The 13,882-nt window shown below is 52.3% G+C and carries 13 protein-coding genes; all 13 read left to right on the top strand.

Annotated features, from left to right (window positions below):
- The first annotated feature begins 10 nt into the window (after positions 1-10).
- From nuoG to AB8881_01780, 13 genes are read left to right on the top strand one after another with little or no spacing between them, the layout of a single operon-like run.
- A complete protein-coding gene (gene nuoG, locus AB8881_01840) occupies positions 11-2,071 on the top strand; it encodes an NADH-quinone oxidoreductase subunit NuoG (protein ID XDZ63652.1) in 2,061 nt (686 codons plus the stop codon).
- 5 nt (positions 2,072-2,076) lie between these two features.
- On the top strand, positions 2,077-3,102 hold the full coding sequence (gene nuoH, locus AB8881_01835) for an NADH-quinone oxidoreductase subunit NuoH (protein ID XDZ64490.1): 1,026 nt from the start codon (positions 2,077-2,079) through the stop codon (positions 3,100-3,102).
- A gap of 13 nt (positions 3,103-3,115) precedes the next feature.
- Complete coding sequence (gene nuoI, locus AB8881_01830; GenBank protein XDZ63651.1) at positions 3,116-3,604, top strand: NADH-quinone oxidoreductase subunit NuoI; 489 nt, start codon at positions 3,116-3,118, stop codon at positions 3,602-3,604.
- A 44-nt stretch (positions 3,605-3,648) separates the two neighbouring features.
- Positions 3,649-4,329, top strand: coding sequence for an NADH-quinone oxidoreductase subunit J (locus AB8881_01825; protein XDZ64489.1), 681 nt, complete (start codon positions 3,649-3,651; stop codon positions 4,327-4,329).
- Between the two features lie 15 nt (positions 4,330-4,344).
- A complete protein-coding gene (nuoK, locus tag AB8881_01820) occupies positions 4,345-4,653 on the top strand; it encodes an NADH-quinone oxidoreductase subunit NuoK (GenBank protein ID XDZ64488.1) in 309 nt (102 codons plus the stop codon).
- A gap of 8 nt (positions 4,654-4,661) precedes the next feature.
- Positions 4,662-6,596: an NADH-quinone oxidoreductase subunit L gene (gene nuoL / locus AB8881_01815; GenBank protein ID XDZ63650.1), complete on the top strand. Its 1,935-nt coding sequence runs from the start codon at positions 4,662-4,664 to the stop codon at positions 6,594-6,596.
- A 6-nt stretch (positions 6,597-6,602) separates the two neighbouring features.
- A complete protein-coding gene (locus AB8881_01810; GenBank protein XDZ64487.1) occupies positions 6,603-8,105 on the top strand; it encodes an NADH-quinone oxidoreductase subunit M in 1,503 nt (500 codons plus the stop codon).
- Between the two features lie 20 nt (positions 8,106-8,125).
- On the top strand, positions 8,126-9,580 hold the full coding sequence (gene nuoN / locus AB8881_01805; GenBank protein XDZ63649.1) for an NADH-quinone oxidoreductase subunit NuoN: 1,455 nt from the start codon (positions 8,126-8,128) through the stop codon (positions 9,578-9,580).
- Between the two features lie 6 nt (positions 9,581-9,586).
- Complete coding sequence (locus tag AB8881_01800) at positions 9,587-10,354, top strand: biotin--[acetyl-CoA-carboxylase] ligase (protein ID XDZ63648.1); 768 nt, start codon at positions 9,587-9,589, stop codon at positions 10,352-10,354.
- Positions 10,355-10,357: 3 nt separating this feature from the next.
- Positions 10,358-11,146, top strand: a complete 789-nt coding sequence (locus AB8881_01795; GenBank protein XDZ63647.1) for a type III pantothenate kinase — start codon at positions 10,358-10,360, stop codon at positions 11,144-11,146.
- A gap of 31 nt (positions 11,147-11,177) precedes the next feature.
- Positions 11,178-12,854 (top strand): ribonuclease J, encoded by a 1,677-nt coding sequence (locus AB8881_01790; GenBank protein XDZ63646.1) that lies wholly within the window; start codon positions 11,178-11,180, stop codon positions 12,852-12,854.
- Positions 12,851-13,273 carry a methylmalonyl-CoA epimerase gene (gene mce, locus AB8881_01785; GenBank protein ID XDZ63645.1) on the top strand — a complete coding sequence of 141 codons (423 nt, stop codon included), beginning with the start codon at positions 12,851-12,853 and terminating at the stop codon, positions 13,271-13,273. Before AB8881_01790 ends, mce begins: the two co-directional genes overlap by 4 nt.
- Entirely contained in the window at positions 13,274-13,510 is a 237-nt protein-coding gene (locus AB8881_01780; GenBank protein ID XDZ63644.1) for a DUF1467 family protein, read from the top strand.
- The last annotated feature ends 372 nt before the right edge of the window (positions 13,511-13,882 follow it).

The raw sequence follows: 13,882 nt of genomic DNA, 5'->3' as shown, positions 1-13,882 counted from the left end.
GGACAGCACCATGCCAAAAATGACGGTAAATGATGTTGAAGTGGAAGTTGAAGACGGCTCAACCGTGCTTCATGCGTGCGAGGCGGCTGGTGTAGAAATTCCGCGCTTTTGCTATCATGATCGCTTGTCGATTGCTGGCAATTGCCGGATGTGCCTTGTTGATATGGAACGCGCGCCAAAGCCAATTGCGTCATGCGCGATGCCAGCTGGTGACGGTATGGTTATTCGTACCGATACTGATCGGGTGAAAAAAGCGCGCGAAGGCGTGATGGAATTTCTGCTGATCAACCATCCGCTTGATTGCCCGATCTGTGATCAGGGCGGCGAATGCGACTTGCAAGATCAGGCGATGGGGTTTGGTCTGGACGGATCACGTTTTGCCGAGAATAAACGCGCAGTTGATAACAAGCATATGGGGCCGTTGATCAGTACGGTTATGACCCGCTGTATTCATTGTACGCGCTGTGTTCGGTTTGCTACCGAGGTTGCTGGTGTGCCTGACTTGGGCGCGATTGGCCGCGGTGAAACGATGGAAATCACGACCTATCTTGAAAAGACGCTTGCGTCTGAATTGTCGGCGAATGTGATTGACTTATGTCCGGTTGGGGCTTTGACCTCGCGGCCTTATGCCTTTACCGCGCGGCCGTGGGAGTTGAACAAGGTTGAGACGATTGACGTAATGGATGCGCTTGGCAGCAATATCCGGGTTGATGCCAGAGGGGCGCAAGTCATGCGTGTTTTGCCGCGCCTTAATGAAGATATCAATGAAGAATGGATTTCCGATAAGACCCGTTATGCAATTGATGGTCTGCGCCGGCAACGCCTCGACAAGCCCTATGCACGAGGCCAAGACGGTCGGCTTCATCCGGTAAGCTGGGACGAGGCTCTGAAAACTCTGGCAACAGCCTTGCGCAAAGCCAAACCTAATAAAATCGCAGCAATTGCCGGTAATCAGGTCGATGCCGAGGCGATGTATGCGCTGAAAAGCCTGATGACACGCCTTGGCAGCCCGAATATTGATTGCCGTCAGGATGGCGCAAAAATTGGCGGTAAACGCGCCGGTTATCTGTTTAATTCGACCATTGCCGGCATCGATGATGCTGATGCGATTTTAATTATTGGCAGTAATCCGCGCATCGAGGCGGCTGTGCTGAATGCGCGTATCCGGCGCAACTGGCTGTCTAGCCGGTTACCGATTGCGGTGGTGGGGCCAAAAATTGACCTTACCTATGACGCTCAATTTCTTGGCGAAGATCCGGCAATTCTGGGATCGCTGGCCGATGGCAGCCATAAATTCGCGGCCAAGCTGAAAAAGGCCAAACGGCCGATGATCATCATTGGTATGGGCGCTTTAGCGCGTGCAGATGGCGCGGCGATGCTGGGCAAGGCACGCCAGATTGCCGAGACTTATGGCGTTGTTACAAAAGACTGGAACGGCTTTAACGTCCTTCATAATGCGGCGGCGCGTGTTGGCGGGCTTGATCTTGGGTTTGTGCCCGGCCGCGGCGGTATGGATGTTGCAGAGATGGCCAAGGCGGCCAAGGCTGGCGAGCTGGACCTTGTTTGGTTGCTTGGGGCTGACGAGCTGGACCTCGAACCGTTTGCCGCTAGCTTTGTGGTTTATCAGGGGCATCATGGTGATGCAGGGGCGCATCATGCGGATCTGGTGTTGCCAGGTGCCGCCTACACCGAAAAAGATGGCATCTATGTCAACACTGAAGGCCGTGTCCAATATGCAAGCCGGGCTGCATTCCCGCCCGGTGATGCGCGCGAAGATTGGTCAATTATTCGCGCCGTTTCTGGTGCCGTCGGCAAGTCAATCGGCTTTGACACGCTGGCAGAATTGCGTGAGGCTTTATGTGCTGAATTTCCGCATTTTGCCGATGCTGATGACATTGCGCCGGCGAAATGGGCGGCATTTGGCGGGCGGGCAAAACTGTCTGCCGAGCCGGTTGGTCAGGCGTTCGATAATTTCTATATGACCTGTGCGATTAGCCGTGCGTCTGAAACGATGGCGGATTGTGTCCGTGCCAGCGGGGCCGATAGCGGCGCCTCGGTTGCAGCGGAGTGACGATGATGATGGATTTTCTGACACAGGACTGGATTTTGGAGCTTGGCTGGGTTGTGGCCAAGATTATGGTTGTGATCGGGCCGTTATTGATTGCGGTCGCCTATCTAACCCTTGCCGAGCGCCGGGTCATCGGCTTTATGCAGCTTCGTAAAGGGCCGAATGTGGTTGGCCCGTTTGGCCTTTTCCAGCCATTTGCCGACGCGTTAAAGCTGATGGCAAAAGAAACGATCATGCCAGCCGGTGCAAATAAAATTGTCTTTATGATCGCGCCAATGCTTACCTTCATCCTGTCGCTTGTGGCATGGGCGGTTATCCCGTTTGGCGAAGATCTGGTGATTGCGAATATCAATGTTGGCATTTTGTACCTGTTTGCCATTTCATCGCTTGGCGTTTATGGCGTGATCATGGCGGGCTGGGCCAGTAACTCGAAATATGCGTTTTTGGGCGCATTGCGCTCGGCGGCGCAGATGGTGTCCTACGAAGTGTCGATGGGTCTTGTTATCATCAATGTCCTGTTATGTGCAGGAACGCTGAACTTGAGCGGGATTGTCGAGGCTCAGCGCGGGATGTGGTTTGCGCTGCCGTTGTTGCCAATGTTTGTGGTTTTCTTTATTTCAACCCTTGCCGAAACAAATCGTGCGCCTTTTGATTTGCCCGAGGGCGAGTCTGAATTGGTTGCCGGCTATTTCGTTGAATATTCATCAATGTCGTTTGCGCTGTTCTTCCTTGGCGAATATGCAAATATGATCCTGATGAGCAGCATGACCGTTGTGCTGTTCTTGGGCGGGTGGCTTCCACCGTTTGATATCTGGCCGCTGAATATCATTCCGGGGCCATTATGGTTCATTATCAAGATCATGCTGGTGTTGTTTGTGTTCTTATGGGTGCGGGCAACAACGCCGCGATATCGTTATGATCAGCTGATGCGTCTTGGTTGGAAAATCTTTTTGCCATTTTCGCTGCTATATGTGGTGCTGACCGCCGGTTTCCTTTTGGTGACCGACCGTTTGCCTGATGTGACCTTGGGTTAGGGAGAGATACCAGATGTCCGCTTTGGTAAATGCCGTTCGCTCGTTTCTGCTTCTTGAGCTTGGCAAGGGGCTGTTTTTGACCTTGAAGTATTTCTTCAAGCCAAAAGTCACGATTAACTATCCTTATGAAAAGGGCAGCCTGTCCCCTAGGTTTCGCGGCGAGCACGCTTTGCGCCGGTATCCGAATGGCGAAGAGCGCTGTATTGCCTGTAAATTATGCGAGGCAGTTTGCCCGGCGCAGGCCATCACGATCGAGGCCGAGCCGCGGGATGATGGCAGCCGCCGCACGACCCGCTATGACATCGACATGACAAAATGTATCTATTGCGGCTTTTGTCAGGAGGCCTGTCCGGTTGATGCGATTGTCGAGGGTCCAAATTTTGAATTTGCCACCGAAACCCGTGAAGAGCTGTATTACGATAAAGACAAGCTGTTGGCGAATGGTGACCGCTGGGAAACCGAAATTGCCCGTAACCTAGCCGCCGACGCGAAATGGCGTTAGGCAGCATGGTACGGCATGGCGATGATTAAGAGAAAGACAGCTATATAATGATTGAAGCCCTGTTCTTTTACCTGTTTGCTGGCGTCATGCTTGCCAGCGGCTTGATGGTGGTGGTGTCACGCAACCCTGTCTATTCGGTGCTGTTTCTGATTTTGGCATTTTTCAATGCGGCGGGAATGTTTGTTCTCATCGGTGCCGAATTTCTGGCGATGCTGCTGGTTGTGGTTTATGTCGGCGCGGTGGCGGTGTTATTCCTGTTCGTTGTGATGATGCTGGATATCAATTTTGCCGAAATGCGCGCTGGGTTCCAGAAATACCTGCCGCTTGGACTGATTGTTGGCGGCATACTTGTGTTTGAACTGGTGGCAGCGATGTATAGCGATGCGTTTTCGAACGCCAGCCTGCCAACCGCGTCGGATATTGCCAATACCACCCAGATTGGCGGCGTGCTGTACACGAAATATGCCTTTTTATTCCAGATTGCAGGGCTGATTCTGCTGGTGGCGATGATTGGCGCGATTTCACTGACCATGCGCAAGCGGGCTGGAGTGCGGCGACAGTCGATTGCTGCGCAAAATAGCCGCCGGCGCGAAGATGTGATGGAGATTGTTAAAATGCCGTCGGCAAAAGCGAAGGCGGAGGCGAGGGCAAAGGATCAACTAGACGGTCAGGAAAACAGCCGGGCACATGATCGGACTGCCACTTGCAGTCCCAGTGATCAATAGGGGGGTGGCGTCATGTTGGAACTAACGCTTAATCATTATCTGGTTGTATCGGCAATGTTATTTGCCCTTGGTATTTTTGGTATTTTTTTAAACCGGAAAAACGTCATCACGATTTTGATGTCGATTGAGTTAATGCTGCTTGCGGTCAATATCAACATGGTCGCCTTTTCGGCTTATGGAAATAACCTCGAGGGGCAGATTTTCTCGCTGTTTATCCTGACCGTTGCGGCGGCTGAGGCGGCTATTGGTCTTGCCATTCTCGTGGTGTTTTTCCGCAACCGTGGTTCGATCGCGGTTGAAGATGTGAATATTTTGAAGGGGTAGGGCAGTTCATGTATTCGCTCATCGTTTTCCTTCCCTTGCTAGGGGCTGTGATCGCCGGCTTTCTGAGCCTTTATAATCGGGATCGCGCGGCTGAAATCGTGACGGTTTCAGGCCTTTTGCTGTCGTTGCTGTTCTCGATAATCGCCTTTGCGAATGTGGCAATCGGCGGGGTTCCTGAAACGGTCGTTGTCGCGCGCTGGATCACCTCGGGCACCTTTGTTGCTGATTGGAGCCTGCGGTTCGATACATTGACCGCGGTGATGCTGATCGTGGTGACGGGCGTGTCGTCGATGGTGCATATCTATTCGATTGGCTATATGTCGCACGACAATGCGCGGGCACGGTTTATGGCCTATCTTAGCCTGTTTACCTTTGCCATGCTGATGCTTGTCACCGCCGATAATCTGGTGCAGATGTTCTTTGGCTGGGAAGGGGTTGGTGTCGCCTCATATTTGCTGATCGGATTCTGGTACAAAAAAGACTCTGCACATACCGCCGCGATGAAGGCTTTTGTGGTGAATCGGGTTGGTGACTTTGGCTTTGCACTGGGCATTTTGGCGGTTTATGCGTTGTTCGGTTCGGTTCAGTTTGACGATATCTTTGCCCAATCGAGTGTGATTGCAGCGACCGAAATGAATTTCCTTGGCTATCGTCTGCCAGCGCTGGAAGTTGCTGGTATTCTGCTATTTATTGGCGCAATGGGTAAATCTGCCCAGCTTGGCCTGCACACATGGTTGCCCGATGCGATGGAGGGGCCGACACCTGTATCTGCTCTTATCCATGCGGCAACGATGGTGACCGCCGGGGTCTTTATGATTTGCCGCCTGTCACCGATGCTGGAATTTGCCCCGTTCGCTCTGGATGTAATCACTGTCATTGGCGCGTTGACGGCAATTTTTGCTGCGACAGTTGGCATGACACAGTTTGATATCAAGCGGGTGATTGCCTATTCGACCTGCTCACAGCTTGGCTATATGTTTTTTGCTGTGGGCGTTTCGGCCTATCCGGCGGCAATGTTCCACCTGACCACGCACGCTTTTTTCAAGGCGTTGCTGTTCCTTGGTGCAGGGTCGGTTATCCATGCAATGTCGGATGAGCAGGATCTTCGTAATATGGGTGGGATTTGGAAAAAAGTACCCGTTACCTATGCGATGATGTGGATCGGCTCGCTAGCACTTGCCGGGTTCCCATTTTTTGCCGGTTATTACTCAAAAGATATGATCCTTGAAGCTGCCTATGCCGCCAATAGCGGGGTTGGCGGTATGGCGTTCTGGCTGGGCTGTCTGGCGGCGTTCCTAACAGCGTTTTATAGCTGGCGTCTGTTAATCATGGCGTTCCATGGTGCGCCCCGCGCCAGTGCCGAGGTTATGGCACATGTGCATGAATCGCCGCGCGTTATGACCCTGCCCCTGCTGGTATTGGCGATTGGCGCCGTATTTGCGGGCTGGCTCGGTTACGAGATGTTTGTCGGCAAGGGCATGACACAGTTCTGGGGGGCATCAATCTTTATCTTGCCAACCAATACGGCAATGATTGACGCGCATCATGTGCCGAGTTGGGTCAAGCTGTTGCCAATCGTTCTGGCGACAAGCGGTGTGGCGCTTGCGGTGCTGTTTTATGGCTATTGGACATCGATGCCAGCGCGGATTGCGGCGGCGTTTCGGCCCGTTCATCAGCTGTTTTACAATAAATGGTATTTCGACGAGGTTTATGACGCTGTTTTTGTCCGCCCAGCGGTGCGGATCGGTGCTTATCTTTGGCAGCGCGTTGACCGGGATACGATTGACGGCTTTGGGCCTGACGGTATGTCAGCCTTTGTTTTCCGCCTGTCGGGATTTTGCTCGCGGGTGCAAACCGGCTTTGTCTTCCATTACGCCTTTGCCATGTTGATTGGTGTCGTCGTTCTGGTCAGCTGGTATTATCTTCGGTTTAAAGGGGCTTAGGCGATGATTGATAACTGGCCTATTTTATCTATTGTCACCTTCCTGCCGCTGGCTGGTGTGCTGTTCTTGCTGCTGATTAGAGGCGATGAGCAGAGCATTGCGCAAAATTCACGCAATGTGGCGTTGTGGGTTTCAGGCTTTACGTTTTTGGTGTCGCTGCCGGTTTTAATCGGGTTCGACAGCACTGTAACCGGCTATCAATTTGAAGAAAAAGCTGTCTGGCTGGCTGGTACCGGTATCGGCTATCACATGGGTGTTGATGGTATCTCGATGCCATTTGTCCTGCTTAGTACGTTTTTGACCCCGCTCGCGATTTTGGCGAGCTGGCAGGCCATTACCGTTCGGGTGCGCGAATATATGATCGCGTTTCTGGTGCTGGAAACCATGATGGTTGGCATGTTTGTCTCGCTTGATATGCTGATGTTCTATCTGTTTTTTGAGGCGGTTCTGATCCCGATGTTCCTAATCATCGGTATATGGGGTGGCCCGCGCCGTGTTTATGCAGCCTTTAAATTCTTTTTATACACGCTGCTAGGATCAGTGCTTATGCTGGTTTGTATGCTGGCAATGTATATCGACGCTGGCACAACCGATATTCCGGCGCTTGCCGGTCATCGGTTTGCTGATACGATGCAAACTTGGCTGTTCCTAGGTTTCCTTGCGTCATTTGCGGTGAAGGTGCCAATGTGGCCGGTCCATACATGGCTGCCCGATGCCCATGTTGAGGCACCAACTGCTGGCTCGATGATCTTGGCGGGCGTATTGCTGAAAATGGGCGGGTACGGCTTTCTGCGTTTTTCATTGCCAATGTTTCCGATGGCGTCTGAATCTTTTGCACCCTTAATCTTTACATTGTCGATTATCGCGGTGATCTATACCTCGTTGGTGGCGTTGGCACAATCTGACATGAAAAAGATGATTGCCTATTCATCGGTCGCCCATATGGGGTTTGTGACCGTTGGCATCTTCACCCTGACCGAACAGGGGATCGCCGGTGCGATGTTCCAGATGATCAGCCACGGTCTGGTTTCGGCTGCATTATTCTTTTGCGTCGGGGTTGTCTATGACCGGCTGCATACACGCGATATCAGCGCCTATGGCGGCGTTGCGACGGTAATGCCGCGCTATGCCGTGTTTTTCATGTTTATGATGCTGGCATCGGTTGGCTTGCCGGGAACAAGCGGGTTTGTTGGTGAAATGCTCGTGCTGGTGGGCGCGTGGCACGCCAGCAGCTGGGTCGCCTTTTTCACTGCGACAGGTTTGGTGCTTGGTGCCACCTATATGCTGTGGCTGTATCGGCGCGTGATGTTTGGGGCGATTGTTAATGACGCGGTCAAGACCATGGAGCCAATGCAAATGCGTGAATTCACAATTTTCCTACCTTTGTCATTTTTGGTTCTGCTGTTTGGGGTTTATCCGATGGCGCTTCTTGATGTTATGGCGGTGTCCATCCAGTCTGTTCTGGACGGCCTGTCGGCAAGCGGCTTGTCAATTTTGGCAGCAAATTAAGGGTCTGTTGAGGAAATAAAATGGTATTTGATCTAACCGATATCCTGCCTGCCTTGCCCGAAATGCTTTTGGCGACATTGGCGCTTGTTCTGGTTCTTGTTGCGGCCTACGGCGGCGAGGGCGCTAGCAATGCGCGGCGCGTAACGCGGATTGCGCTTGGCGGTATTGTGCTTGCGTTGGCATTGATATGGTCTGGCACTACGGGTGACGAAACCGCTTTTGGCGGGATGTTCAGGGCTGACAGCTTTGCCGATTACATGAAAATTCTTGTTCTGCTTGGCACATTTGGCGCGCTTTATATGTCGATTACGCCGCTTGCCAAAGACGATATTAACAAGCCTGAATTTGCGCTTTTGGTGATGCTGGCTCTTGTTGGCATGATGCTGATGATTTCGGCTAATGACCTTATGTCGCTTTATATGGCGGTCGAGTTACAGTCACTGCCGCTTTATGTGGTTGCGGCAATGCGAACCAATTCGCTGCGTTCGTCCGAGGCTGGATTGAAATATTTTCTGCTTGGGGCATTATCATCGGGCATGTTGCTTTATGGCGCGTCGCTGGTTTACGGGTTTGCTGGCACGACCAGCTTTTCCGGCATCGCGGCGGCTGTATCAGCCGATCAGCTGCCAGCGGTATTTATCGTCGGCATGGTGTTTATGGTGTCAGCAATTGCCTTCAAGATTTCGGCAGCCCCGTTTCATATGTGGACGCCCGATGTCTATCAAGGCTCACCAAGCCCGGTAACAGCATTATTTGCGATCGCCCCAAAAGTGGCGGCAATGGCGCTGATGATGCGGCTGACCTATGGGGCTTTTGGCTCAATCGAGGCCGAATGGTCGCAAGTGCTGGTCGCCCTGTCGATTGCCTCAATGTTGGTTGGTGCGCTTGGCGCGATTATGCAAACCGATATCAAACGCATGATGGCCTATTCATCAATTGCGCATATGGGCTATGCGCTGGCAGGTCTGGCCGCCGGCACCCAGCAAGGTGCGCTTGGTGTGATGATCTATATGACTGGCTATATCTTTATGGGTGCTGGTGCATTTGCAATCATTCTGCTGATGCGCCGTGACGGTCAGTCGGCAACCCGCATTGCTGATTTGCAAGGGTTGTCGCGGACACATCCAATGCTGGCACTTGGTCTGATGGTCATGATGTTCTCAATGGCCGGGATTCCGCCTCTGGCTGGCTTCTTTGGCAAGTGGTATGTGTTTTTGGCTGCGGTGAATGCTGGCCTGATCCCGCTTGCCGTGATCGGTGTTGTGATGAGCGTCGTTGGCGCGTTCTATTATCTGCGCATTATCAAGATCATGTATTTTAAAGATACTGATGAGCCGCTTGATACTGAAATTCCGGTTGCCAATAAAATTGTCCTTGGTGTTTCGATTGTGGTGATTTTGCTGTTCTTTGTCGGGCTTAGCCCGTTGCTGGAAACAGCTGGTGTCGCCGCGGACTCACTGATGGCGCAGCTTTAGGCGCGTATGATCGAACCGCTAATCTGGTCGCTAACAACTGAACAAAGCGCAACATCAACATCTGATCTTGCCAAGCTGGCCGCTGCTAGCGGGGCGCCCGCTGGCAGTGCGTTTCTCGCCATTGAACAAACTGCCGGACGCGGGCGGCATGGGCGTCATTGGTCATCCCAAAAGGGCGGAATGTATTTATCGGTGCTGCTGCGGCCACCGGTTGATCTTAGCCAGTGGTTTGCCCTTTCATTTGCCGCATCACTGGCCGTTCTGGAAACGCTGCGCGGACAGATTGAGACACATCTGTCTGGCGATGATATGCCGCAAACTGGATTGAAATGGCCGAATGATGTGATGCTAGATGGCGGCAAAATTGCCGGTATTCTGCTCGAGGTTGATGGTCGAAATCTGATTATTGGCAGTGGGGTCAATATTGCGCCGGTGGGGGCGGTTGGCGCGCAAAAGATAGCACCAGTTGCTTTGGCTGATATTTGGCCAATTGATCGCGCCACGTTGCCCAGTCCGCATGATTTAGCCGCTGCATATATTGACCGGCTTGCGGTATGGTATGAGCGTTTCTGTCGGTTTGGCTTTGGCCCTATTCGGACGGCGTGGTTAGAAAATGCTTTGTTTTTAGAAAAGCCGGTTGCCGTGATGCGCGGCGAGACCACGATTTCAGGGGTTTTTCGCGATCTTGGCATGGATGGCACGATGCTTTTGCTTGATGATTCAGGCCAAACACACCATATCACTACAGGTGATGTGAAACTTTTAGGCAGTTAACCGATGCTATTGGCAGTAGATTGCGGCAATACCAATATCGTATTCGCCCTTTATGATGGTGAAATCCAGCGGTCTAGCTGGCGGATTAGCACATACCCCAAGCGTAGCGCGGATGAATATCTTGTCTGGCTGACCCAATTAATGGCGCTAAAATCAATTGAGGTTGGCGATGTCACCGACATGATTATCGCCAGCGTTGTGCCAGAAATTCAGCCAAAATTGGTCAATCTGGCGGCGCGTGGTTTCGGCATTGTTCCCCAAGTTGTTGGTGATCCGAACATAGACCTTGGGATTGATATCCATATTGATCGTCCTGATCAGGCAGGGGCTGACCGGTTGGTCAATGCGGTTGCAGCGCGTGACTTCCATGATTTGCCAGCAATCATTCTCGATTTTGGCACGGCAACAACGTTCGATTTGATTGGCAAAAACGGCGCTTATGAGGGCGGCATTATCGCGCCCGGGGTTAATTTGTCAGTTGAGGCGCTGTTTCTGGCAGCTGCACGTCTGCCGCGCCTTGCGGTTCAGCCATGGGCAGCGGATATGCCGGTCCTTGGCAAGGATACGGTGAGTGCGATGCATTCCGGTATTTTCTGGGGTTATGTCAGCATGGTTGAGGGGTTAATTGCCCGTTTGCGGCGCGACCATGGTGCCGATTTGCCTGCCATTGCGACAGGTGGTCTGGCGCCATTATTTGCCGAACATGTCCCGGCAATATCTATCGTTGACCCAGATTTGACATTAAAGGGGCTGGTTCAAATTCATGCCCAAAATAAATCCAAATTGAAATAAGACTGATTACTGAAAACGTCAGGCACAATAAATGAATTATTCAAAAGATGACCTGCTATTTGCGCCTCTTGGTGGGTCGGGCGAGATTGGGATGAACGTCAATCTCTACCATTATCAGGATAGCTGGATCATGATTGATCTTGGCATCTCCTTTCCTGATGAGAGCACCCCCGGCGTTGACGTCATTCTGCCTGATCTGAAATTTATTGCTGATCGGCGCGACAAGCTGGCGGGCCTCGTGCTAACCCACGGGCATGAAGACCATCTTGGGGCTATCCCTTATCTGTGGAGCCAGCTTGGATGTCCGATTTATGGCAGCGCGTTTACCCTTGCGCTGTTGCGGCGCAAACTTGCCGAGTCACGCGGTGATTTCGATATCCCGCTGCATGAAATTGGGATGAATGCTCCCTTTAAGCTGGGTGGCTTTGAAATTGAAATGGTTGCGTTGAACCATTCGATCCCTGATCCGGCGGCGCTTGCAATTCGTACCGGTGCTGGCACGATCCTTCATACCGGTGACTGGAAGTTCGATAAAACACCGGTTCTTGGCACTGACACTGACGTAACGCGACTTGCCGCCATTGGTGATGAGGGGGTTTTGGCGCTTGTTGGCGATTCAACAAATGCGATGGTGGAGGGACGTAGCGGATCTGAGAGTGACGCCAAAGACGGGCTAACCGCCGCAATTGCCGCGGCAAGCGGGCGGGTCGCCATTACCTGTTTTGCCAGCAATGTTGCGCGGATTGACTCAATCTGCAAAGCGGCCAAGGCCAACGGCCGGTCAGTGGCGATTGTGGGCCGCGCATTGAACCGGGCTATTTCGGCAGCGCGTGAGGTTGGTTATCTTGCCGATTTGCCCGATCTGGTGCCCGAGGGGGATGTTGATTTATTGCCCCGCAATGCAATTGTGATTGTTTGTACTGGCACCCAAGGCGAACCGCGCGCCGCGATGGCGCGTATTGCGGCGGCAGACCATGAAACAATTAGCCTTGAGGCAGGCGACACTGTGATTTATTCGTCGCGGCAAATCCCGGGTAATGAGAATGCGATTGCGCGTGTGCAGGATATGCTGATCCGCCGTAAAATTAATCTGATCACCGATCAGGATGCGCCGGTTCATGTTTCAGGTCATCCCTCACGTGATGAAATGATTGAAATGTATGGGTTGATCCGGCCTAAAATTGCTGTTCCCGTGCATGGAACTGCACGCCATTTGCTGGCCCATGCGGCACTAGCGGACTCATGTCAGGTGCCGCAAACAATTCTGCCTGATAATGGTGTGGTGATCCGCTTAAACGGCGAGACGGCGGCAATCATTGATAATGTCCATACCGGTGCGTTGACGGCGGAAAAGGGCAATATCATCGAATTGCAGGCCGATATGATGCGGGCGCGTCGCCGGATGCTGTGGAACGGCGTTGTAACCGCATCGGTAATTCTGAATAAATCTGGCGCGCTTTGTACCGTACCAAGCATCGCCCAAAGTGGTCTTGGTGATGGTGAGGCGGCAAGTGATTATGTGGCCGCCGCTGCAATCGCGGTTGAAGATGCGGTCGAAGTTTTAGGTAAAACGGCGCGGCGAAATGACGCCTCGGTTGAAGAAGTCGTATCGCAGGCAGTTCGCCGGGTTGCGCGCTCTAAGTTTGGCTTGCGGCCGATTGCTCAGGTTCATATCATGCGTGTAGGTGAAGAGGATTTACGCGCATGATCGGCAGAATTAATCATATTGCAATTGTTGTCCCCAATCTTGATGAGGCGGCCGCGCATTGGCGCGACATGCTGGGGGCTGAGGTCAGCGCCTCACAGACATTGCCCGAACATGGGGTTCGCATCGTCTTTGTGCGTTCGGCCAATGGTCAGGTTGAATTGATGGAGCCTTACGGTGAGATGTCGCCGGTTGCTGGCTTTTTAAAGCGCAATCCGGATGGCGGGATGCACCATATCTGTTATGAAGTCACCAATATCAATGATGCGCGGGCGCAACTTGAGGCAAAAGGGGCGCGTGTGCTTGGTGATGGAACGGTGAAAACCGGAGCCCACGGTAATCCAGTTCTGTTTTTGCACCCCAAGGACTTTAACGGAACGCTTATTGAACTCGAACAGATTGCCGCAGGCGGGGCGAATTAGATGGATCTTGTTTCCGGAATTGTAGTGTTTATCCTGTTGTGGTGGTGGGTATTCTTTATGACATTGCCATTTGGTGTGAAAACACCGGATCAGGTCGAGGTTGGCCATGCCACCTCGGCACCCGAAAAGCCGATGTTGCGGCGAAAGGCGATGATTGCCACAGGGATTGCCGCGATCTTGTTCGGCATTGTCTATTGGATTATTGACTCGAAACTGATCTCGCTAGACCAGCTATAAAGATAACTTCATCTCCCCCCTTTTTTGCAAACAAACAGCGTTGGCGTGCGATTCGCCAGTCGGTAAGGCCAGAATGGCGCTGGGATGGTTTGCTGAGGGCGGTATCGGATAACACCGGCTAAGAGAATAAGGGCAAATATCGCTCAAAAGAAAAGCAAGGCTTCCGCCTTGCCTTTTTCAAGCGTCGATCTTTTCGCCGACGTTTGCTCTCCCTAAACCCGGTTTTCGCAACCTGTTGTCAAAAACGTTAGGAAAGATCGCTGGCTTTGTCGACAGTAAAGTCACAAAAAAACGAAAAAATAGTCAAAAAATTGTCAAAATCGTCTGGTGTTCGTTAAAAATTCAATAACTGAAGCTCAGGATTGTCCGAAG

Source organism: Alphaproteobacteria bacterium LSUCC0396 (assembly GCA_041228345.1).
Lineage (GTDB): Bacteria > Pseudomonadota > Alphaproteobacteria > Puniceispirillales > Puniceispirillaceae > UBA3439.
This window is presented reverse-complemented; position numbering and strand designations above follow the sequence as displayed.